21 protein-coding genes are annotated in these 22,288 nt (G+C 42.1%); 1 reads left to right on the forward strand and 20 read right to left on the reverse strand.

Annotated elements, in window-relative coordinates:
- Position 1: 1 nt before the first annotated feature.
- The 18 genes from BFP97_RS03325 to BFP97_RS03410 all read right to left on the reverse strand — a co-directional run bounded on the left by BFP97_RS03325 (position 2) and on the right by BFP97_RS03410 (position 19,431).
- Complete coding sequence (locus BFP97_RS03325) at positions 2–1,642, reverse strand: hypothetical protein (protein WP_069841048.1); 1,641 nt, start codon at positions 1,640–1,642, stop codon at positions 2–4.
- A gap of 40 nt (positions 1,643–1,682) precedes the next feature.
- The gene (locus BFP97_RS03330; protein WP_069841049.1) at positions 1,683–2,543 is read right to left on the reverse strand and encodes a substrate-binding domain-containing protein; all 861 of its coding nucleotides are present in this window, start codon (positions 2,541–2,543) and stop codon (positions 1,683–1,685) included.
- A gap of 146 nt (positions 2,544–2,689) precedes the next feature.
- Positions 2,690–3,793, reverse strand: a complete 1,104-nt coding sequence (locus tag BFP97_RS03335; RefSeq protein WP_083262406.1) for a flavin monoamine oxidase family protein — start codon at positions 3,791–3,793, stop codon at positions 2,690–2,692.
- Between the two features lie 88 nt (positions 3,794–3,881).
- A complete protein-coding gene (locus tag BFP97_RS03340) occupies positions 3,882–4,592 on the reverse strand; it encodes a class I SAM-dependent methyltransferase (protein ID WP_069841050.1) in 711 nt (236 codons plus the stop codon).
- A gap of 68 nt (positions 4,593–4,660) precedes the next feature.
- Positions 4,661–5,494: a 5'/3'-nucleotidase SurE gene (gene surE / locus BFP97_RS03345; protein WP_069841051.1), complete on the reverse strand. Its 834-nt coding sequence runs from the start codon at positions 5,492–5,494 to the stop codon at positions 4,661–4,663.
- A 72-nt stretch (positions 5,495–5,566) separates the two neighbouring features.
- Positions 5,567–5,791 carry a putative signal transducing protein gene (locus BFP97_RS03350; RefSeq protein ID WP_069841052.1) on the reverse strand — a complete coding sequence of 75 codons (225 nt, stop codon included), beginning with the start codon at positions 5,789–5,791 and terminating at the stop codon, positions 5,567–5,569.
- A gap of 55 nt (positions 5,792–5,846) precedes the next feature.
- Positions 5,847–6,446: a short chain dehydrogenase gene (locus BFP97_RS03355; protein WP_069841053.1), complete on the reverse strand. Its 600-nt coding sequence runs from the start codon at positions 6,444–6,446 to the stop codon at positions 5,847–5,849.
- A 133-nt stretch (positions 6,447–6,579) separates the two neighbouring features.
- Positions 6,580–7,377: a nucleotidyltransferase domain-containing protein gene (locus BFP97_RS03360; RefSeq protein WP_069841054.1), complete on the reverse strand. Its 798-nt coding sequence runs from the start codon at positions 7,375–7,377 to the stop codon at positions 6,580–6,582.
- Positions 7,378–7,411: 34 nt separating this feature from the next.
- Positions 7,412–7,819, reverse strand: a complete 408-nt coding sequence (locus tag BFP97_RS03365; RefSeq protein WP_069841055.1) for an EthD family reductase — start codon at positions 7,817–7,819, stop codon at positions 7,412–7,414.
- 185 nt (positions 7,820–8,004) lie between these two features.
- A complete protein-coding gene (locus BFP97_RS03370) occupies positions 8,005–8,382 on the reverse strand; it encodes a DUF1428 domain-containing protein (protein WP_069844185.1) in 378 nt (125 codons plus the stop codon).
- Between the two features lie 278 nt (positions 8,383–8,660).
- Positions 8,661–10,769 (reverse strand): tetratricopeptide repeat protein, encoded by a 2,109-nt coding sequence (locus BFP97_RS03375; RefSeq protein ID WP_170827392.1) that lies wholly within the window; start codon positions 10,767–10,769, stop codon positions 8,661–8,663.
- Positions 10,770–11,051: 282 nt separating this feature from the next.
- Positions 11,052–11,543, reverse strand: a complete 492-nt coding sequence (locus BFP97_RS03380) for a DUF4440 domain-containing protein (protein WP_069841057.1) — start codon at positions 11,541–11,543, stop codon at positions 11,052–11,054.
- 149 nt (positions 11,544–11,692) lie between these two features.
- Positions 11,693–12,580 (reverse strand): hypothetical protein, encoded by an 888-nt coding sequence (locus tag BFP97_RS03385; RefSeq protein WP_069841058.1) that lies wholly within the window; start codon positions 12,578–12,580, stop codon positions 11,693–11,695.
- A 131-nt stretch (positions 12,581–12,711) separates the two neighbouring features.
- Entirely contained in the window at positions 12,712–13,170 is a 459-nt protein-coding gene (locus tag BFP97_RS03390) for a hypothetical protein (protein ID WP_069841059.1), read from the reverse strand.
- Between the two features lie 83 nt (positions 13,171–13,253).
- Positions 13,254–14,804 carry an L-serine ammonia-lyase, iron-sulfur-dependent, subunit alpha gene (locus BFP97_RS03395; RefSeq protein ID WP_069841060.1) on the reverse strand — a complete coding sequence of 517 codons (1,551 nt, stop codon included), beginning with the start codon at positions 14,802–14,804 and terminating at the stop codon, positions 13,254–13,256.
- 126 nt (positions 14,805–14,930) lie between these two features.
- The gene (locus BFP97_RS03400; protein WP_069841061.1) at positions 14,931–17,195 is read right to left on the reverse strand and encodes an aconitate hydratase; all 2,265 of its coding nucleotides are present in this window, start codon (positions 17,193–17,195) and stop codon (positions 14,931–14,933) included.
- Between the two features lie 119 nt (positions 17,196–17,314).
- Entirely contained in the window at positions 17,315–18,064 is a 750-nt protein-coding gene (locus tag BFP97_RS03405; protein WP_069841062.1) for a hypothetical protein, read from the reverse strand.
- 2 nt (positions 18,065–18,066) lie between these two features.
- Positions 18,067–19,431, reverse strand: a complete 1,365-nt coding sequence (locus BFP97_RS03410; RefSeq protein ID WP_069841063.1) for a short-chain fatty acid transporter — start codon at positions 19,429–19,431, stop codon at positions 18,067–18,069.
- A gap of 80 nt (positions 19,432–19,511) precedes the next feature.
- On the opposite strand from BFP97_RS03410, the gene BFP97_RS03415 reads away from it, so the two are divergent.
- Positions 19,512–20,231 carry a hypothetical protein gene (locus tag BFP97_RS03415; protein WP_139135167.1) on the forward strand — a complete coding sequence of 240 codons (720 nt, stop codon included), beginning with the start codon at positions 19,512–19,514 and terminating at the stop codon, positions 20,229–20,231.
- 52 nt (positions 20,232–20,283) lie between these two features.
- Here the strand turns inward: BFP97_RS03415 and BFP97_RS03420 are convergent, their stop codons facing one another.
- Positions 20,284–21,462 (reverse strand): pepsin-like aspartic protease, encoded by a 1,179-nt coding sequence (locus BFP97_RS03420; RefSeq protein ID WP_069841065.1) that lies wholly within the window; start codon positions 21,460–21,462, stop codon positions 20,284–20,286.
- A 21-nt stretch (positions 21,463–21,483) separates the two neighbouring features.
- The gene (locus BFP97_RS03425; RefSeq protein WP_069841066.1) at positions 21,484–22,269 is read right to left on the reverse strand and encodes an avidin/streptavidin family protein; all 786 of its coding nucleotides are present in this window, start codon (positions 22,267–22,269) and stop codon (positions 21,484–21,486) included.
- Positions 22,270–22,288 lie beyond the last annotated feature (19 nt).

Below are 22,288 nucleotides of genomic sequence, written 5' to 3' on the forward strand. Positions count from 1 at the left end.
CTTACTTTTGCTCAAATGGGTTTATACCGGTTAGCTGCCAATGGCCCATTGCTGTTGGAACACTTCCAATAGCATTCATCCGATCGAAAAACTCCTTGACAACAAAAGGTTCGTTCTTAGCTTCCTTCATTCTTGCAAATTCAGCCAAAGCATTTTTGACTAAATGCTTACCTGTGATATAACTGGTCCCATAGCCAGGCTGTCTCAAATAGAGGTGCTGTTCAAAAATGAGAAGCTCTTTTTCAGTTTTCATCCATCCACGTGGTGTGTATTCCGAGTGAATGCCTCCCGCTTCTTCCATGGTCATTTCGTTGGCATGGGCGTACAGTGAACCCAAGCCACGGGCGGCTCTTTGGGCAATCATGATATAGACAATTTCCCTCGATCGTGGAGAGTCTTCATAAAGCCCCGCATCCATAAAGAGTTCTTCAACAGCCGTAGCCATTCCTTCATTTCTTGAGTCGAATATGTTATAGAGCGATGGCCCCTTTCTAATCTCACTTTCATGTGGTTCGTTGTCCATGATCGCTAGTTCGAACCAGTGATAAAAGTGTGAATACAATGGGCGTGGATCATAATGTGTTGCGATCCAAAAGAAGTTTCGGGTTTCTTCGGGAACAAATGAGCCCAAATGCTCTCTAAGGGCCGGTTCGAAGTAATCTTTAACCGTGATAATCTCTTGGTTTTCAAGAAAATCCATCAAATTATTAGCGGCCTGATCGGCTAACCTATCATAGGCTTCCGGAGAATCTGCTGCCTCTAGTTGAGGTAAATTCCTATTCTTGTGTTCCTCCAGCTTCAGGGCTGACCAGGCACCCGCTAACTCTGTTTTTAAAAGCATGACTTCATCTTCCCAGGTCATAGGTACCAGATGTACATTTTGTAAATACCATGAGTAGGCATCTTTTCCAATACCAGAGGGTCCAGTTTTGGATGAAGACTCTGCTTCAAGCCAGCTGACCAGGTCGTCAGTTGAAGCAATTGCGGCATCAATGGCAGAGATGATTTCTGAATCCTCAGCGATACCCGGTAATGCTTTTAAGCCTATCAGATTGGTGCTTTGTGTTCTGATATCTCTAATGCCTGTGATCCATAGGTCCCGGGCATTACCTGTTAGATTTTGTTGTGCCTGAGTATTGAGTGAAGGAATTACTTTTAAGTCGTTTAGGAAAGCCGTTCGTTGGGTTTGATTCAATGGAAAATCGTAGGTCCAGACTTCGGTTGTTGCATGGTGAGTAGGTCCTTCGTGAGCGGGGACATCGCTTCGAGACATCCAGACTGATTTGTAGTAAGCAGGATCGCGAACCCATGGTTTTAAAGTTTTGTAGTTGAATTCATATCCATTCATTTCTGCCCAGACAACCATCCAATCTACTTTTTCACTTACCGGCCAACTGCTCGTATCTATACTATTGAGTCGGCTTCTTAAATTCAGAAAGTCATCCCACCTCGCATCGAATGTCGATGCGGTATAGTCCGGTGCTCCATCCAATAGGGGGGGATTCTCGAATGCCCTCCAATCTGTAAATAGAGATACGAGATCGTTATACCTGGTGGTTGTCGGAGCTTGAGGAGCATTGGTTTGACAAGAAAAACTAAGACCTATAAGGAATAGGCAAAGAAAAGAAGATGAGGCTTTCATAGTTTAAGGTTATCCTTAAAAATAAGCAATCGCTTAGACTTTATCGCTTCCAAATGAGTTCAGGAATGGGTTGGTTCTTTTCGATGATACTGGCCGCTTCGAGATGGAATATGACGCTCTTTATCATCTTGTCACTTACCCAGCTATCCGGTGCCCACTCTGTACTATGGTACCACCTTTCAATATCCTTTAGTTCCTGATGGTATCGCTTGCTGGCGATAGGCATGACACTTTCGTCTTGCATGAAATGATGACAGCTGGCCTGAATAATATCTAGCAACTCATCTATGACTTTAGGGTGTCTTTCCAGAATCTTATCCGTAGCAGCGATTACAAAGCAAGGCCAGGGAGTGAGGTATTCACCAATTCTTCTGATCTGGCCTGAGTCTACATAGGGTTTGGTGGTGTACTTTTCCCAGTAGAATACATCTGTCTCCAGTGCGTTCAGTGAGGCCAGTGCACCATCAAGATTATTGATTACAGTGAATTGATCAGGACGGATGGTTTGACCTTTACTATTGGCATTGACAATGGAAATAAGATGAGAACCAGACCCGAACCGACTGATGGCATGTTGCTTATCAAAGATATTATCATACGCTTCTAATGGATTTTCCAAGCCTGTATGAATTCCCCAGGTCAATGGAGTGATCACGTATTCGCTGATAATCTTACTGGGATTGCCTTTGATTATATCCGTAATCATGCCCTCCGTAAGGAGTATGCATAGGTCGACCTCATCTTCTCTGAGGGCTTTGGTCATTTGACCTGTACCACCCGGAAAGTCAGTCCATTGCAGGTTTATGCCACTCTTGGCAAAAGAACCATCCTCAGTCGCCAAATGAATCGGTAGGTTAAAGTGTTCTGGAACTCCTCCAATACGGATCGTTATTTCACTCATGTTCAGAAGTAGTGTATCATCTGTTCGATCCCGAAATTAGCCTTTTGACAAAGAAATATTGTCTTCAGGCTGTTAGTTTGAAGAATTTATTGATCCTTTTAAAAGAACTCTCACAAAGGTCGCGTCAATATCCTTTGTCGCTTGTCTTAGTTAGTGAGTCTGGTGACTGCTTCACGGGCCGATTTTGCCGCCAGATGAACAGATACCCAATCTTCCCCATCAGTGTAAGCACCCCCAGCAAAGTAGATTTTATCGGCCACTGGTTCCCCAAGGGTTCTAACAGTACGCCAGTTGGCATGGTCTGTCAAATATCCTCCTTGTATGTAAGGCTCATCATTCCAGTTTTGAGTAATGTGCTTTATGTAGCTAGGGGTGGCCTGATTGTTAAACAATCCATCTAGTTCGTTGAGGATATAGTCTCTTAGTTCATCTCCAGTTTTAGTGATCAAATCCTGAGCAGGTTTACCTACCGTGAAAAGACCTAAGATGTTTTTGGTGGTGTTTTGTCCAAGAGATGCATTATAGTATATCTTCTGACCGTCTGTTTCGGGTGAAATATTAAAGGCATGTCCATCTCCATAGAAATCTTGAGAGAACTCAAAAAATGCTTTGAAACCTTCCCAAACGGTAGGACTATTGATTGCATTAAGTTTGTCAGTCGGTAGTTGTGGAGTGAAATTGATATTACCCAATTGAAGTATTCTAAGCGGGACGGCAACAACTACTTTGTCAGCCGTGTACTCTTGACTAGCCGTACGGACTATAACCTGATCGCCTGAATAGTCTATGGACTCGACCACTGTCTTATAATTGATTTTGGAAGAGACAGAGGGGAGGATGTATTCCTGGAAGAAGGAATACCAAGAAGAATTGACAAACTTCAGGTCGGGGGCGTCTGAAACCGTATCAATGTCGACTTGGACAGAAGAATCGTTGACAATTTCTCCCAAAACACCCACATTGGTCTCTAGCCATTCGGCCCCAAGCGGTATGGGAAAGTCTGCGAAATCTGTATCTATTCTCATGCGACCACCGTTGATTGAAGATGCTTCAAGAATTTCGAAATCAATATTTAGCTGACTAAGGAGGTAGCCTGCTGACATGCCGCCAGCTCCAGCACCAATAATGACCACTCTGCCATTGAACTCTGGGTTAGGGGCATCATCATTGCTGCACGCATTCAATGAGAGTTGAAATGGGACACCAATGCCCAGGATCCCACACATTTTCACAAAATCTTTTCTATTCATAGCCTCAACCGACTGTTTCCTTGAATTTGGTCACTTGTTAGCGGATAACCAAAATCAATAGGTTTTGGTGAGGTAAAAGTCTTAGAGCTTAACCCCTTTTTAATGCACGCATACACATAAAAGCAGGGAAAGCATTTAACTCGTTGAAATGCTTTGGGTCCAAGGCCTCAAAAGCTTCGACAGGCTTTGGCTCTAATAATTTGTCTAAGGTAAAACCATTCTCAAGTAAGGGGTTTAAACATTCTTGGAGAGGCCTTCTATAACTGTTGATTTCAACTGGCCGGTCGAAACCATTCCAGGTACACTTGACAGGCTCTACTTCAAAGTATCGTTCTGATTTAAAATATAAATGCTCGAAAAATGGGTGTTCAATGGAAATGATCAATTGCCCCTTGGGTTTGAGCACGCGATTGAATTCTCGGATGGTTTGTTCCCAGTTTTCAATATAGTGCATCGCCAAGGCGCTTAGTACTATGTCGAAAGTCTCGTCTGATAAAGAATTCAGCGGTTTTTCAAGGTCATGCACGAAGAAATTACCCCGATTTGGGTTTCGAGCTTTGGAGTTTTCAATCATCTTAGGGCTAAGATCAAAACCTGTGACCTCTGCACCTTGATTCATCAAGATTTCAGCATACTTGCCAGGTCCACAGGCCGCATCTAGGACCTTTTTACCTTTTACATTTCCTACTAAACTCAGGGTGTTTGGGCGATCGTAATAGGCGTTGTGAGGTTTGTGATCTATGTGAGCACTGTAGCTATCGGCCAACTCTTCATAGGCCCGTTTTATCTTTTCCTTCATTTGGTCTTTTTTCGAAGCGCAAAAGTGAGAAGGCTTGGTACTAAGTCTACTTGATCGAAATCAATAAATCAATTCTTTATTTTTAGATCCCATTCGGCCATGCTATCCAGCAGTTCATATGCCGTCCAATCAAACTTTAGAGGAGTAAGGGTAATATAGCCTTGCTGGTAAGCGTATGTATCGCTATTTGTGTCCTTTGCCTTGGCTAAAGCCAATCTTTGCTGGTAGATACTTGTGCTGCCGGAATCGCTCTTCAAAACATAATTACCCATATCAAGATAAGCTTCACCCATTGGCTTAATGGATACGCCCTTCAACTCACCTGCGGGAATATTGATGGAGATAACCACCCCCTTAGGTGCACCATCTTTTTGGTATTTAGATACGATTTGTGCTACAAATTGAGCTGAGGTTTCGGTATTAACACCTCGTACTTCCTGAGAAACTGCAATGGCTGGGACACCATGATATAGAGCTTCCATACCCGCTCCAACCGTTCCTGATAAATGTGAGAGTTTGCCCACATTTGACCCTCGGTTGATCCCAGAGATCACAAGGTCAAAAGGCTTTTCTTTGCCCAGAACTCTTAAACCGAACCTTACGGCATCCGCTGGGCGTCCACTAACGGCATAGCCAAAGAATTCACCTTCTTTCACGATTTTCTCAACCGTCAACTCACGCCCATCAGTCGATTGACTGCTACCGGATTGGTTTTCTGCAGGTGCTGAAATGACAACCTCAACGTTTGGAAGTTTACTAATCTCTTGGCTAAGGGTTTTTATTAAAGGAGAAGATATACCGTCATCATTGGTAATGAGCACTCTGTAGTTTTGTGCTAAACAGCTAATAGAAGAAAAGGTGAGAAGCCAGAAACAGGTTAAGGCTCTTTTGATCGAGGGCATTATGGTCGGGGTTGTCATCCAACCAAGTTAACTAATACTAGATTAAGTTAGCTAATGAAGGTGATAACGGTGTTAAGCCTCCTTGTCAGAATTCATCTTTTCAATGAGTTCTGAAGCCTTATCCACGTCTGCTGGGTTGACAAAAACTCTACTAACATCGACCGAACCAAATCCTGAGATTAACCCGGCATTGGTTTCACTTTTTGTTAGTGATTTTATACCAGCGTCTTCCAAACGCCCTTTGACAATTTTAGATTCAAAATCTGTTCCTTCGAAGATTAAAGTAAGTTCAGCCATAGTCTTTTATTCTTAGCATTTAACGATTGAGACACATTGAGGTTATAAATTAGCCTCAATAGAATCTCAGAACTTTGCCATTATCTGTGCCAAAGACACTTCTAACATAAGCATTTACCGTGACATCCATAGGTACTGGATTGTGTCCAGGGAAGTAACCTTTATACTTTTCATAGGCAGCCTCTACCATACCTAACGAAACGGCATTGATTCTATGTCCATTCTCCATTTCAAGCGCAGCGGCCTGGACAAAGCTGTGAACGCCACCATTGACCATGGCAGCACTTGTAGTCATCAATACGGGATCATCTGCCAAGATCCCGGTGGAAAGGGTAATGGATCCTCCAGGATTCAAGAACTCTCTACCAATACGGGCCACGTTTACTTGTCCCATGAGTTTGCTGCGTAAACCGATATAGTAATCTTCTTCTGAGAGATCGTTAAAGGCAGCCCATTTCGCCTCACCCGCAATACACACAATAGCATCTAGTTTTCCGGTTTTCTCGAATGCTGCACGAATGGAAGCGCTGTCCGCGATATCTATATTGATTTCACCGCTATTTCTTCCCGCAATGATTACTTCGTACGCTTCGGCAAACTTTGTGGCAACTGGATTTCCTATGGTTCCATTTCCACCGATGATGAGTATTCTCATAAGGCTTGAGATTTAAAAAATGTTCGGTTAAGGTAATCGATTTTATCAAGGCAAAGTTCCATTGAGAAGTGATTCTTAAAAATGTAGATCACTAATTGCAACCTAAGTAGACCCTAGATTACACTTAGTTAAACTACAGGTCTTCGAGAGCGGTATTATCATTCATCCAACTCCATTCCACTTCTTCCATAAACCATAAAAATGCATCATGATCGGGGATCCCCCAGTCACTGAAGTCTTGAATACTCTGAAACAGGCGATTGGCATTTTGTAGGTTTGGTTCGTTCAGCACCGACTTGATATTTTCTAGCACAGAGTCTGGCTTATCAGGGCATTTTTCCAAGTAGTGCATCAGCCATTTATGATAGGGATAAAGTACCTTGTTATAAGCCAGAATCAAACGCCCGGCATAGAAGGCTAGTTGAGTCGCGGCTCGTGACTTCGTGTATATATTGTCGTGCCGGTTGGCTTCACCCATTAACCAGTTTTGCATAAAAGCCATTGAATAGAAAGCCTTCAGGCGTTCTTTATGCCCCGTTTCTTGGTAGACAGGTATGCTTTGAACCATGCTAGAAAGGCCATCCAGGTGTGAATATGCAATGAACGCCCCGTCAAAGGCGGCCCGTGATGGCTCATTTCCCTTATTAGCTAGTTCTTGGAGATAAGAATAGCTCACAACTTTACCATCAACAAAACCACCTGGGTAATCGCAAAGATCGGTTCTATTGATAAAGAGATCGCCTTCTGACTTTCTTTTGTCAAACTCATTATCATTTGCAACAATGAAAAAATCAACATCTGAATCGTCTCTGGCACAACCCTTGGCCACGGAGCCACCAATAATCAAAGCATTAAACCTAGTGTCATTCTGATAAGTCTCTACTAGCCGATCAATGGCCTTTTGGTGGTGAGCTCTGATGGATGTTGACATCGGCTTAGAGTGCTATGTAAAGTCTAGTAAGCCTTTATTCAACCACTTCACTAATCTGAAGTACAGGCTGGGTATTTGTATAGTTTGGAATATCTCCCAAAATCTGTTGTGCGCTGGCACCGAAAGACTCCTGGTAGTCGGAAAGCGTGTCAAAATATAGGTAGCCAATGGCTAGATATGGAACAGGCTCATCAGGTGTTCTGCCGCCTATGCCTTTGTCTATTTTGTAAAACTTCATGGGTTTTAAAAGGTCTGCCACCATGGGCATATGCTTCTTGGTATAATAGTCCATGTCAAAAGTATTACCATCGCCATTGGGGTACATGATGGTCACTTTGACCATTCCTTTTTTGTCCTGTACTGAGTCGGTTGATTCAGTTGCGGTATAGCTGATAAGCAGTGTGCTGATGCTAAGCACTAAGAGTGTCGCTTTTAGTTTCATTGTGGTAGGGTTTAGTGGTTTAAAAAATAGCTCCAAGGATGTGTGCTCGGAGTTTGTGCTGATGGAAGATGATAAATACTATTGAATCCGTCAACTTTTGAAGAACTCAGTGAAAGTATTGTAGTATTGCGATTTGGTGGCTAGGCCAAAGGGTGATGTCGAACCTCCAATCCATTAACGCGTGATTATTTGGATTGCACGAGTGGTTGAAACCCACCATAAACCATTCTCGAAGCATTAAAAATCAACCTTGATGGATCGATCAAAGGCGCAACTAAATCGGCCATTCTTGGGTCCTTTGGAACCTGAACATTGGCCTGATCACGAATTTCTTTCGAAGGAAAGACGACCCAGCCAAAAATGATTACTTCGCATTCCTTGGCCTCAACCACTTCCGAGAATGATCGAACACCTTCCAATGATAAATCATCACTGACATATTCAAAGTATGAAAGTGCGCCATGTTCTTTCCAGATTTCAGCAACCCTTTCTGCCACCTGTCTGTATTCGTCTAAATGTACTCTCCGAATTCGCAGGACAAAGCCGTCTATATAGTCTGTCATGGTTCTCATTTTAATATGATACAAACGCGGTTGTAAATGGAAGTTCTCGATAAATCTTCAAAAATCAATCATGGGGCATTTGTGTAATTAAACAAGGCCAATAAAACCCTAGTCATCATTGACTAGATTTTGACTTTCATTTGAGCTTTTCAACCACTCCGTCCAATTAGTCCATCAAAATGATAGGGGCCTTCGCAAGGACACCTCTCCTTAAAAGGAGAGGACTTATGGTAGACATGGCTGGAATCATTTGTAGGTAAAAGAGGCGGTAAGAGGAATTATGACTTCAAAAAGCCGAATGTGCTCAGGAACTCCACGAATCTGCCATCTTTTCTAATCTCTTCCTGAAAGCGAGGGTCTTTGATCAGGTTGGGGTAGGTCCAGGGTTCAGCACAAATAGCCTCAAAACTGATGAAAGAAACAGAGTTGTCAGTCACCTGCTTGTAATAGGTATAGACTTTGCCAGGGTCAATCATATCCGATGCCTGTACTAGAACAGCGCGTTCAACTGCGCCTGTAGGAAAGCTTTTATTCTGAATCACTCGCAACGCTACTTCATCTAGCTTTTGTTTTGCTAACTCCGTATCTCCTTTGAGAAAATCAAGCTTGGGAAGATAGATATCTGGATCAAAAGTGCATACTGAATAAAGGTTTATGGGCTTCAAGACAATGCTTTCTACTTCGTTCAACATCTTCTGACCTTCAGTAGGATCTCCCATAGTCAGCATAAGCCTTGCTTGATTAAGGTTATCATTGGCTACCATGGGGCAAACCCATCCATTATGTCCATCGGCAGTATGAGATGCCATGTGACCTTCCCATTTGTCATGATATTTCTCGAATTCATTGTTGAACATGGCCACCACCATTTCTTTGTTTTTCACAGCTCGTTCATCCCATGGGAATTCTGTAGTTGTACTCTCAAGTGTTGCTTTGAAATCGTTAAAGGAGGAAAGTTTACCATCTTTCAGGAACTGGTAATATTTGGCTTCCACTAAGTAATGCTTTTCCTCAGGATAGTATTTAGCGAGTTTCTCCAGAATTGGAACCATTTTTTCGTATTCACCGAGGACCTCATAGGCAAAAGTCAGCTGAAAACTGATGAATCCATTGTCTTGGGTTAAGGCAAAAGCCTTTTCTAATGCCTCCTTTGATTTGATGGGTTGATCAAAGTAGGTGTAAAGAAATGCTGCTTCTTTTAAAGAGATGTAATCACTCGGATTTTGTTCAATGGCCTTTTCAAAAGCTGAGAGTGCTTTAAGAGGATCTTGTTCAATGTTCTTTAAAATAAATGCCTGTGTTGAAAGGAGGTCTGGGTTATTTGGTGCTAATGCTTGGGCAACCTTAAAAGCTTCATAGGTAGCCTCCTTAGCCTTTTCGGCCTCTTCTTGGTTATTAGGGTCCTTTTTCAGTATGTCATACCTTACACTGTGTATCTCGGCAATCAGCGTCCATGCATTCGTAAATTTAGGATCCGCAGCTACTGCTCTTTCTAAAATAATAAGCCCTTGATTGAACTCATCATAACCAGCATTCGGCTTGGTAACAGTATGTCTTGCCAATAAATAGTCCTCGTAGGCCGAAATGTTATCGGTAGGAAAAGCTTTCAATTCATCCTTTTCTTCCTGACTTAAGTTAGCTTCAAGCTGGTTAGCGATCTTTATGGAAATATCCGACTGTAATTCAAAAACATCGGAGAGCTCTCCATCATATACATTAGACCATGCAGTTTGATTGTTTTTCGCATTGATCAAAGCAGCGGTCACTCTTACCCGTTGACCATTTTTTCTGACCGTGGCTTGAAGAATGTAATTGGCATCAAATCGATCACCGATCGTTCTCAGGTCGCCTTGATAGTCTTTATACCCAGCTACGGCTGATCTTGCGATGATCCTGAAGTCATCAATATTAGAAAGGCGTGTCATTACATCGTTATGAATACCCGAACTGAAGAACTCTTCTTCATCTTCACCTTCGCTGGTAAAGGGCAAAACAACTATCACTTGTGTGGAATTAGACTTATTAACTATGTTGCCTGTAAAGTCAAAAACGCGATCAACAACCAAGAGAATAATCAGCAGGAAGAGTCCTGCTATGATATAGTGGTTGAGTTTTTTGCTTGTTACCTCATGGATACTTTTGTCTTCCGCAATGGAATTTGTCTTCTTGAAACCGGAAGGCGTCCATTCATAGATATAGGCAAAGACAATCCAAAGGGGTAAGGCTATAATGAGGATAATCAAGACTATCTTATTGATTCCCTTATCCAATTCTAAAATGCCGACCAATAAGGAGGCTATTTGAAGAAGTGCGTAAGAAAAGACGACATACGAGATCGTTGCCTTAATGACATTCCGTCTTTTTAACTCTTGAATAAATTTGAACACAGTGAATTAGTGATTATATAAACATAACACATTAGGTGTCAGTAAAAAAACACAGGCTCATCCGAGTGATTTTTTTAGTTCTAGGCAAAATGGATGCTTGGTTTAAGCGGGTTATGTTTTAGTAAGTCTTGTTCAGGCAGGATAGCCTAAGCCTTTTATTGTTATCTAAGCTCTGCAACCACTCCGTCCAATTAGTCCATCAAAACGATAGGGGCTTCGCAAGGACACCTCTCCTTAAAAGGAGAGGATTAGTTAGTGGCTTAGTTGGACAGTTTGCAATTCCTACTTAAGTGCGGCCCATTCCCCTTCACTTGCTTCAGTTTTCTGGTATTCCATGAGTGTGAGCCATTGGTCATTCACTTTGACGAGGAGTGTTTCAAAATGGATATAACTATCTCCCAGACTTTTACCAGTTGAAGTTTCTACCGAGGTGTAATGGTAGATCCCTTCTTCGTAGGCCGTGATATGATTGCCTACGCGTTTGGAGAAGCGGAATTCGAGTGTATTGGCCCTTTTTCCATCCCTTACTTCTAGGATTTCCTTTTTCCAACGATACTTAAAAGCTTCTGAAATGGCGATGGTAGTATCTTCTTTCACCAAGACTGCATCATCATGATATAGAGATCTCATCCCTTCAAAATCCCCTTCTTTGGCCGTTTTGGCCAACGCCTTCCAATAGCGATCTAGTGCTTCAGTTCGGTCATTGTCTTGAATGAGAGTATTTGACTGAAATGAGGTAAAGAGCAATACTAAAACTAGACTAAGGGTTTTCATTGACAAGTACTCATTGATGTACTTGAAGATGCCTATAAGTTATTGAATAAACAATTAAGAGATCTGTGAAGGAGGTGTTTGACTACTATAACGGTTAGTAAAAACACCTGTGAGGAGCATGGGGTTTATACAGTGTTAGCAGTTGACTTTTAATTTTCCAAGTTTCCATTGTTTTCAATCCATTTAGATTTATGTTCCCCAAAATTTTCTTCAGTTAAGCGAAGCTGATAGAAATCTTTAATTGATTCTAAAAAAATGTTCGCATGTATTATAGTGCCAACATCCAAGTTATTTTCAACATAGTCTTCGGCTTTCAAATATTCGAATTGGCTTTTTGCAACTTCTGATATTCTCTCAATTACACCCATGTTAATGAAACCGATATTTACAAAGAATAGATTTTTTAAATCGTTAAGATGTTCAATTCCCAAATCTGTCTTGTAAATGAGTCTTTTTAGAACTTCTACAGAAGTGTAAGTTGAATGAGCCAATTTGTCAATTTCGGATTGGTTTGGCGTATAGATTTTTAATAATTCGATTATGGCAGTTTTCATTTCTGCAGCATATTCTTCTTCAGTTTTGCCTAAAGGTTTGTAGACTGTCTGCTTATTGTCATCTAAGAATACTATTGCATCATTACCCTGAAGATTTGTTCCGTTTGGTGTATTAATTCTAAAATCAGTTAGTGCTTTTTCAAAACGGTCAAGTTGATTATAAACGAGGGTAGTTGTTCTGTTGAGAAGAAATTCTTTTCTTGTTTCCTTCATCTCATCTCTTTGAAGACTTAATTCAACTCTTTGATTTTTCAGTTCTGTTCTTTGAATTAAAATTGTAACAATTACACCTGCCAATGCCAATCCTGAAAAAACAGCATTCAAAGCCCCAAATGTATCGCCAAAGGTTCCACTTTTAGACCAATCAGAGAAGAAGCCATTTACTATAAATGGGAAAACGAAAGCCAAGATTAAGAATCCTATGGCGATCTTTAGAAATAATGGAAAATACTTGTCTTTCTCTTTTTCAGAATTGTTGCTCATGATTAGTTTTCTGTTTGTTGCTAACGGACCAACTAAGCGGATGTGGCGGTCCGACCATAGGTCAAGACCATCAAGGCGTGATTAGTTCTGATTAACTTATTATTTACTGCCACAGTAGCCACGCGGTTTAGCTATTGTTGTGCATAGTTTTTTATTTGCAGAATTTCCTTTTCAATCTTTGAGTAATCAATTAAACTAGGTTCAATTTCTGTTTTTGACCGTGTTTTTCTCCAATACGGAAACAACCAGGTCAATGACGTGCTTAATTCTTTAAATTCTCCATTTGAATTTTCAATTTCAGCTATGTTCTTGTATGTATATTTTCCTTTATAGAATTCTGTAATTCGCTTTTTCTTAGTCAATAAATTGAAAAATTTATCCACAGCTTCATTAATATCATCATATTCATAATGATAATGTTTATGGTTCATTCCATAACCTACCGTTAATTCCGAATCATCAACAGAAATCCAAATTTCAGATTCACCGATACTTAGGTAAGCCCCTTCTTCGTATTCGTTCAAATCGGATCCGAACTGTTCAGAAAGAAGTTCTTTAATCTTATCAAATATCTGCCGGTGTTTTTTCATGGTCAATTATGCACAACACTGTTATATACGGAAGTTGTTAAATAGTTCTGGAATAACCAATGATACTGTAGGGTAACACTATTCTAACAATAGATCGCTTTTTGTTCCAGTTTATTTTTGATCGCTTGTCCGGTCGGAGTGGCGGCAAGTCCTCCAAGCCCTGTGCAGGTGAGCTCATGGGCCATCATATCACCCACTTCCTTCATACTTCGCACCACTTCATCAAATGGAATCAGATGTTTGTAGTTAGCTAAGGCCATATTGGCGCAGCTGAGTGCATTCGAAGCAGCCATTACATTCTTCCCAAGACAAGGTGCTTCTACACGGTTTCCAATAGGGTCGCAAATAATACCTAATGAATTCTGTAATGCCAGAGAAGCTGCTGAGGTTGCTTGTTCTAAGGTTCCGTTCATTAATACCACAAGACCAGCGGCTGCCATGGCTCCACCAGCACCAGTTTCAGCTTGACAACCAGCCACCTCCGCGGCAAATGTGGCGTGTTCCGCAATGAATAGACCAATGATGCCTGCAGCCATAAGGGCTTTGTTGACTAAATCTTCACTGGCATTCATATGGTCCGCAACTCCCAATATTGCTCCGGGTAAAGCTCCACAAGATCCAGCGGTAGGGGCTGCCACGAAAACTTCCATGCTGCTCTTTACCTCCATCATGGCTGTGGTGTACAAAATGACTCTGTTCAACATGCCTGCATCGAGCAATTGCTTGTCAAGCATCTTGTGGCGAAAGCCAACTGATTGAACAGGCAGTATTCTATCGTCAAATTCTTTTCCTTTTAGCCCGGTCTCTATGCCTTTTCTCATGATGCCCTGAATATGAGTCATCTTTTGGAGGATGTCCGGTTCAGAGATACCGCCTCTGGCTGCTTCATATTTAATGGCTAACTCCCATATTGAGAGGTTTTCTCGTAAGCCAATCTCCATCATTTTTGAGCAGGTGTTGAAAGGGACTACAAGGTTTTGTCTCGAATGGACAGGCAAAACTGGATTCAGTACAACAGCTTTGAGAACTTTCTCTTTGGAGGATAATGCTTCGATAAGCTCATTGGGAAATGAGTGGCTACTTCTTAAGTGGATAAAGACTCCGTTTCGGGTGACCTCGACCTCATGGCTTAATTCGGGCAAGTCTAATGTTCCAACATCCCCATTTGGATACACTAATAGCTCGTAATAGTCTCCGCATATTGACAATTGCACACCATCGATTTCTGTGATTTCCATCATACCACCACCGGTACTTATGGCTGTAATGCTATGCGTAAAATCTTCATTAGTTACATTAATGCGATATTGGTTTGGGTGAGTAGCTCCATAGCTCAGGTAATTGACGTGCACTGTTATACCTGAATTTGATAGGTGAGACTCGTAATCCACCATTCTCGGGTCGTCAGCCTGCCATCCCATCAATCCGCCATAAAGGCCCATATCGGTACCTTGACTTTTGTGGGTAGTAACTAGAGAACCATTTGGGTCATAATCTACAGAGAGGCTTGAGATATCATGCTGCATTAAATCCCGAATCAATAGGCCGATTCTACATGCAGCAGCACTATGAGAACTTGAAGGACCTCTCATTACCGGTCCTAATACATCATTGAAAATACTGGCTGCAGACATATACTTATCTAATTTCTAATAAGTTAGCTGCAAATCGTATGAACTTCAAAAAAACCTCAGCCCGATTAAGGACTGAGGTTTTTTCTTTGAGGCGCTTTAACCTCTCCTTGAAAGGAGAGGACTGATTTAGCTCGCGGCTTGTTCCTTGATTAGGTTCAAGGCAGAACCTGCTTTAAACCAGCCAATCTGTGCTTCGTTATAGGTATGGTTCGCCAAGATGATGTCTTTGCTACCATCGGCATGCACAAACTCTAATGTCAGAGGCTTACCAGGAGCGAAGTCAACTAAGTCTAGGAAGTTGATGGTATCATCTTCCTGGATTTTGTCATAATCAGCTTCGTTTGCAAAGGTTAAACCTAGCATTCCTTGCTTTTTCAAGTTGGTTTCGTGAATACGAGCGAATGACTTCACCAGTACCGCTTTCACACCTAAGAATCTTGGCTCCATAGCAGCGTGCTCACGAGAAGAACCTTCACCGTAGTTGTGGTCACCCACGACTATAGAAGGAATACCCTCTGCCTTATACTGGCGAGCTGTTGCCGGTACAGGACCGTACTCTCCAGTGATTTGGTTTTTCACCTTGTTGGTATCCTGATTGTAGGCATTCACGGCACCAATCAAACAGTTATCAGAGATATTGTCCAAGTGACCTCGGAATCTTAACCATGGACCTGCCATAGAAATGTGGTCCGTAGTACACTTACCAAATGCTTTGATCAAAAGCTTAGCACCTGTAATATTTTCTCCATCCCATGGAGCAAAAGGAGCAAGGAGCTGCAAACGCTTTGAGTCTGGTTTTACAACCACCTCAACACCGGAACCATCTGCTGCAGGAGCCTGATAACCGTTGTCCTGAACATCAAAACCTCTGTCTGGTAATTCATCACCAACAGGTGGGTCAAGTTTTACTTGTTCGCCTTTCTCGTTGGTTAGCGTATCTGTGATAGGGTTGAAGCCTAGGTCCCCAGAGATAGCAATTGCTGCTACCATTTCAGGAGAGGTAACAAAAGCATGAGTATTCGGATTGCCGTCTGCCCTTTTAGAGAAGTTTCTATTGAATGAGTGAACAATGGTGTTTACTCTTTCATTATTCCCAGCTCGTTCCCACTGACCGATACATGGTCCACAGGCATTGGTGAAAATGGTGGCATCTAGATCTTCAAATATCTCAAGTAGGCCATCTCTTTCAGCAGTGAACCTTACTTGCTCAGAACCCGGGTTGATACCGAAGTCGGCTTTTGTTTTCAATCCTTTATCTACCGCCTGTTTGGCAATAGAGGAGGCTCTTGAAAGATCTTCGTATGATGAATTGGTACAAGAGCCGATTAATCCCCACTCTACTTCGGTAGGCCATCCATTAGCTTCCGCTTCAGCTCTCATTTGAGAAACTGGAGTAGCTCTATCTGGGGTAAATGGTCCATTTACATGTGGCTCCAAAGTACTCAAGTCAATTTCAATCACTTGATCAAAGTATTGCTCTGGGTTGGCATATACTTCATCATCTCCCGTTAGGTGAGGTCTTACTGTGTTCGCAAGATCAGCAACATCCGAACGATCTGTCGCTCTTAAGTAACGCTCCATTGAATCGTCATAGCCAAAGGTTGAAGTCGTTGCTCCAATTTCAGCTCCCATGTTACAAATAGTACCTTTTCCTGTAGCTGACAATGATTTGGCCCCTGGGCCGAAATATTCAACGATAGCGCCTGTACCACCTTTTACAGTGAGTATGCCTGCCACCTTAAGAATAACGTCTTTGGCCGAAGTCCAGCCATTCATTTTACCAGTTAGCTTCACACCGATCAGTTTAGGGAATTTCAGTTCCCATGCCATGCCTGCCATGACATCCACAGCATCGGCACCACCAACACCGATCGCTACCATTCCCAGACCACCGGCATTCACCGTGTGAGAATCAGTACCAATCATCATTCCGCCAGGGAAGGCATAGTTTTCAAGCACTACTTGGTGAATGATACCTGCTCCTGGTTTCCAGAAACCGATACCATACTTATTTGAAACTGATTCGAGGAAGTTGAACACTTCGCCCGAAGCGGTCAATGAATTTCTTAGATCCTGTTCTGCACCTTGTTTGGCCAAAATCAAGTGATCGCAGTGCGCAGTAGAAGGAACTGCTACTTTGTCTTTTCCTGCTTGCATAAACTGCAACAGCGCCATTTGAGCGGTTGCATCCTGCATAGCCACTCTGTCAGGGGCGAAGTCTACATAAGACTTTCCTCTTTCGAATACTTCCGAAGGAGTACCATCCCATAAGTGGGAGTAAAGGATTTTTTCTGATAAGGTAAGTGGTCTTCCGACTAAGTTTCTGGCTGCTTCAACCCGGGCGGGCATTCTTTCATATACAGCCTTAATCATGTCAATATCAAACGCCATGGAAAAGGTTTTAATGTTTTCAAACTTGCTCTATGAGAATAACCCTCATAGGGGTCGCAAAGTTATCAAAAAACGTAGGAAATAAAACTTGAAGGGGCCTTAGATATCAATTGAAAATGTCAGTCAGGAGGCAAGCCGAGTTCCCCTCTTAGCAAGTTCCTCATTGCCCGAAGGTGCCACTGCATAGGGTTCTCAAAGAAGATCACGTCCTGGATAGTATTAATCCTTAGGTAGACCATGTCAATAAACCTTCTTTCCCTTAGTAACTGGCGTATCATTCTGTCCTTCTGATCGTTCGAAATTCCTATTTCGTCAACATCACCGTAAAGCTCCAGAAATGATAGCATTTCTTTGTCGAGTAGATAAGGTTCGAGGATGTTAGTGATCAGTTGTAAATCTCTATTTTCAGTGCTTGGAACCCTCGAAAGTGCCCTTCGGTAATTCATTAGTACTCTTTTAAAAGCATCGGATTTGATAATCCCAAGATTACCGGAAGAGACTAAGTCCTGATAGACAGCATCTGTGGGCGAATAAAGCCTAATCATTAAAAGGAGGTCCATCGCTTTGCGGATCGTATCGGTATCTACCTGGCGTAATGGTGTCTCTAATAACTTCCTTAGATAGACGAGCTGTTCCTTCCTTGCATCTTGATCTGCCAGAAGTTCACCCTCATTAATTACAACTTCATCAAGGAGCTGCTCCAGGTAATTACGTTCGAGATCCGCCTTGTTGTTAGCTTCTCTGTTGTTTTCCAATTGGAAAGCAATGTAAATCCCGATTACAATAATGATGAGTTCTAAGATTATTCGGACTAGTGAGCCCAATGGATTCCGTCTTCTGTCGTCTGAAAGGCTATAGCGGTTTGGCAAGGCTAAAAAATTAATAGTGTTGTGATAAATATAATCAATCCCACCAATAGGGCTATACCACTATAAGGTAATATGTCCTTGGCTTTCAGCTTAGTAATACCCAAAAGGGGAAGTGCCCAAAACGGCTGAAGCATGTTGGTCAATTGGTCGCCATAGGCCAATGCCATCACAACTTTGGGGACGGGAACGTTGAGTGCTTGTGCTGCTTCGATGACAATGGGGCCTTGTACGGCCCATTGCCCACCACCACTTGGAACGAAGATATTGACCAAACCACCACTTAGAAATGTGTAGATGGGTAGGGTCACTTCATTGGAAATGTCAACAAAGGCATAAGAGACGCCAGCGGCAAGACCTGAGTATTTCATAATACCCATAATGCCAGCGTAGAGCGGGAATTGAATAATAATACCTGCTGCTCCACCGATGGCTTCTTGGATAGCGGAAAGAAACTTAGCAAATGAACCATGAAGTAAAATGGCCAAGCCAAAAAGAAAGAAGTTGATAAAGTTGAGATTGATAAAGTCTAGCCCAGCACCTGTTGGTGTGGTAATAATCTTCCGTAATGCAATTACACAAATGATTCCACCTAAGACGATCGCAGCTAGCATAGAATGATCAATCCGTTCAGCTCTTGTCAGTGAATGGGTAGGACTTGTTGTGTTATCTGTTTTTTGACTGTCTAAACTCACGTGATTGAGTTCATTGCCTTCATTGCGTTTCCCTAGTATGTAGAAAACACTGGGTATAGTAATCAACAATAACAAGCTAGTGGTAAGATTCATGGAGGAGAGCAGCGTTTGTTCAATTCCTATTTGTCCAATCTGATTGACCAAAAAGTGATCAGACCCAGCTACCGTCAAAGGTGCCGAGCCAGAAAAACCACCATGCCAGCACATCATACCACTATAGCCGGCAGCACCTATTAGTGGGTAGTTGAGTTTCCACCCATTAGCTTTGGCTTTCTCGGCTACTTTTCTGGCAAAGATTGCCCCAAAGACCAGACAGAGCCCCCAGTTGACAAAGCTGACAGCTATGGTCAATAGACTTACCCATAAAGCTGCGGAAGCAGTGTTGTTACAATATTTAGTGAAAATGGATATGATTCGGTTAAAGAAGGGAGTCAATGCTAAAGTGTGACCCAAGATTAAAATCAGAGCCATCTGCATGGTAAACTGGAGCAATTCCCAAAAGCCTGTTTCCCAATATTCCAGAACGATCAATGGGTAGGCAGACCCGGCATTCTCTGGTCTTTGGGTGAAGATCAGCGCCAGGATGAAAGTGATGAGGGTAAGTAAAACCGCAATCGAGAAGGGAGAGGGGAGTACATTTCGAACAAACTTTAAGTACAGGCTGTTTTCTCGCATGACTAAAGTTGTATCAAAAAGTAAGATTAGACAACTATATTAACCATTTGATGATCACCTCTCTGAAAAAATCATTCCTCATGGTTCTCTTGCTTCTCTGTGGTTCGTTACAGGCACAGCAACTGGAAATCACTCCCATTAAGTGCTCGGTATCTGAAGAGGAGGTTGACGAAATCAGAAGAAGGCTCTCTTTTCAAAAGAACTTTTTCCGCAAACAACTGATGGAATTTTCTGAAGAGAAAGTGACAGTCAAAGTCTTTGGTGATTACGCTGATTTTTCCGAATACGAGCTTAATTGTTGTGGTATGGAGAATATCACAACAGCATTCTTCAATGGAAATAGGAATGAAGTCGTGGTCTTCAAAAATGAAGAGTTCATTAGGTCACTGAGCCATGAAATGAGTCATGCCTTATTATCTGGGAAGCCAATTGAGGATCATTTTTGGCTGTCAGAAGGCCTAGCTGATCTTTTAGCCTCTTATAAACCTACGGATAGCGGCAAGTTCAATGCGGAGCCAATGTACTTTGCGGAAGATCTTAAGCTTAATGAAAAGAGTACTCGAAAATTAACGCGGTTTCTGAGTGTTGAAGCTGATGAATGGAGGGAATTAACCACTTATGACTCTTATGGGGTTTCTTGGGCCTTGGTGAATTACCTATATAGCGAAGAACCAATCCTACTGAGAGAAATCATTCAAGCGTTAGAAGGGGACCAAAGCATTGAAAAGATTATGGCAAGCCGTTACAAAAAGGGGATGAAAGGGTTCTTTCAATTAGTCCGTGGTTTCTATGCAAAATAGTCCTGGTAGTCTTAATAAGGGACTCAATACCACTTGAGTCCCTTGTCAGCCGTTAGTTCTGAATTATGATCGGCCCATCAACTTTATTGAAAAGCCAGGTTTCAACAGGTTTGACCTGGTAATCTCCTGGAGAGCCTTCCGCTTCGTATTTAAAAACGGGATATACATAATCTAACAGTACAGAGCCAACCAAAATCATGTCTTGAATTTCTAGTGGTGTGAATGCCGTCACAATAGTTCCTTGCCCTTCACCAGCCTCTATCTCTGTTCTATATTGATCGGGACCTATCACTAGTAAACCGGTTTCACCGTCATTATTTTGTCCCATAGACATTTTTACCTCTGGGTAGACTTCATATTGATTGTAGTACGCTTGGATGGCGGTGAGTGAATTGTTCATAATTGTTGTGTCTCCTTTGAATTCTGAGGATCCCGTATCAAAGCAGAAGGTTTTATCAATGGCGACCGGTGTATTTCCTACAGTGAAATTATCAATGGGAGCAGTCCATAGATACTCTAGTGCTCCTCCACTTAGCTCATAGGGTACAAAAGGAAAAGTCAGCTTGCTTTCGGAAATGACTAGTGATTCATCATACCCCCCAATCATTATTTCACCTTGGCCTGTGGTCGGGTTGGTATAGAAGCTCACTAAAATATTATCAGGATCTATCAAGCCTTGGTTGAGCATTTGCTCGAGAAAGAAGTCGGTATTTGCATCTTCATCTTGAGAGGGGAAGCCAATTCCGCCATCCCAATTCAACTCTTCAAACTTTGAACCGTCATAATTGAGAGACAAATATGTGCTTGTCTTGGATTTTACAGGAACTCCATTGACATCAATGTAATCACTCCCGGTGTTAACGAGCATTTGTCCCCAAGGACCAAAACTCAATGTATCTGGATTTTGAGAGATCCACTGGAAACTTGTGCTTTCATACATATCAAATCTATGTCTTCCAGGTTGTGTACAAGCAGGTGTGTTACACTGAACAGTGGTCACCCAGTCCGCATTATTTCCCGTGTCCATCCCAAATTTTAAAGGTTGAGGTGGAGTGCCCATAGCAAGTTCTGCATACCATGGTGAGGCACCATTGTTTTGATATGGTCCCTTCTGGTAAGATATTTTAATGATTCCATAGTCTTCCTGGGTTTCATTGTTCTTTGTTGAAGTGCAACCAATACATAAGAATATAAAGCAGCATAAGCCGCTTAGGGTATATAAATTTCTCATAACATGTGTGTTTGATTAAGGCTAAACTTGATTAAAGACATCGGTTCCTACTACATTCACTGAGGCATATTTATTTCCGTATGTCGTGCCATGTGACTTGTAGGTGAGCAATGTCAATTCATTGAGAGATTGATTCAAAAAGCCGCCCAGAGAAACTGAGCTCTCATTGTCTAATAGGGCCGTTAATGATACAGACAACAACATATCCTGTGTGGCGGTATAGTCATAAAGACCAGCCAGGTTGTTGGTGGAACTTGTTGATTGAAGAAGACCTGTGACACTGAATTGATCCACGGTTAGTTGCAAAGATTGTAATTGCGCTGCCGAATTCTTGTTTACCCAATTACCGGCAAGACTGTCGTTCGACTCGATTAAAGCGGTACTTTCTTTTCGGTTTTCTGAACTATCGTAAGGAGTGAAAACCAGTGTTTCTGTATAAACGCCTGGCTCTGGTACTCCGACTGCTGAGTAAGGAGTAGATGCAACCATGCCGTGCAGAAGTTCTATTTCAGTAGTACCTGAAGTGCTGTCTGTCAAAACCTGTCCAGACATTTGACTCACCCAATTCCATGTGGGGTTGCTTTGTCCTCCATCGAGACTTCGCCAGTAGATGCTGATTGAGACTGGATAATTTCCTGATATGCCTACAGGGGCATAACCAACCAAAGCGTAAGTACCTGAGGCGCCAGTGGTTGATGAATAGGTTCCTGAAATAAATCCAGATTCACTCTGGGAACTGATTTTCATGAGTGAGCCGTAGGAGTTTTTCCAGCTTCCTACGAGCCCAACATTTTGTGTTGTTTCCATAATTAAGGTATGTGTGTAA

Source organism: Roseivirga sp. 4D4, assembly GCF_001747095.1.
Lineage (GTDB): Bacteria > Bacteroidota > Bacteroidia > Cytophagales > Cyclobacteriaceae > Roseivirga.

Coding starts and splice junctions, on each gene's coding strand:
- BFP97_RS03325 (WP_069841048.1), bottom strand. CDS start 1,642: ATGAAAGCCTCATCTTCTTTTCTTTGCCTATTCCTTATAGGTCTTAGT.
- BFP97_RS03330 (WP_069841049.1), bottom strand. CDS start 2,543: ATGAGTGAAATAACGATCCGTATTGGAGGAGTTCCAGAACACTTTAAC.
- BFP97_RS03335 (WP_083262406.1), bottom strand. CDS start 3,793: ATGAATAGAAAAGATTTTGTGAAAATGTGTGGGATCCTGGGCATTGGT.
- BFP97_RS03340 (WP_069841050.1), bottom strand. CDS start 4,592: ATGAAGGAAAAGATAAAACGGGCCTATGAAGAGTTGGCCGATAGCTAC.
- surE (WP_069841051.1), bottom strand. CDS start 5,494: ATGCCCTCGATCAAAAGAGCCTTAACCTGTTTCTGGCTTCTCACCTTT.
- BFP97_RS03350 (WP_069841052.1), bottom strand. CDS start 5,791: ATGGCTGAACTTACTTTAATCTTCGAAGGAACAGATTTTGAATCTAAA.
- BFP97_RS03355 (WP_069841053.1), bottom strand. CDS start 6,446: ATGAGAATACTCATCATCGGTGGAAATGGAACCATAGGAAATCCAGTT.
- BFP97_RS03360 (WP_069841054.1), bottom strand. CDS start 7,377: ATGTCAACATCCATCAGAGCTCACCACCAAAAGGCCATTGATCGGCTA.
- BFP97_RS03365 (WP_069841055.1), bottom strand. CDS start 7,819: ATGAAACTAAAAGCGACACTCTTAGTGCTTAGCATCAGCACACTGCTT.
- BFP97_RS03370 (WP_069844185.1), bottom strand. CDS start 8,382: ATGACAGACTATATAGACGGCTTTGTCCTGCGAATTCGGAGAGTACAT.
- BFP97_RS03380 (WP_069841057.1), bottom strand. CDS start 11,543: ATGAAAACCCTTAGTCTAGTTTTAGTATTGCTCTTTACCTCATTTCAG.
- BFP97_RS03385 (WP_069841058.1), bottom strand. CDS start 12,580: ATGAGCAACAATTCTGAAAAAGAGAAAGACAAGTATTTTCCATTATTT.
- BFP97_RS03390 (WP_069841059.1), bottom strand. CDS start 13,170: ATGAAAAAACACCGGCAGATATTTGATAAGATTAAAGAACTTCTTTCT.
- BFP97_RS03395 (WP_069841060.1), bottom strand. CDS start 14,804: ATGTCTGCAGCCAGTATTTTCAATGATGTATTAGGACCGGTAATGAGA.
- BFP97_RS03400 (WP_069841061.1), bottom strand. CDS start 17,195: ATGGCGTTTGATATTGACATGATTAAGGCTGTATATGAAAGAATGCCC.
- BFP97_RS03410 (WP_069841063.1), bottom strand. CDS start 19,431: ATGCGAGAAAACAGCCTGTACTTAAAGTTTGTTCGAAATGTACTCCCC.
- BFP97_RS03415 (WP_139135167.1), top strand. CDS start 19,512: ATGGTTCTCTTGCTTCTCTGTGGTTCGTTACAGGCACAGCAACTGGAA.
- BFP97_RS03420 (WP_069841065.1), bottom strand. CDS start 21,462: ATGAGAAATTTATATACCCTAAGCGGCTTATGCTGCTTTATATTCTTA.
- BFP97_RS03425 (WP_069841066.1), bottom strand. CDS start 22,269: ATGGAAACAACACAAAATGTTGGGCTCGTAGGAAGCTGGAAAAACTCC.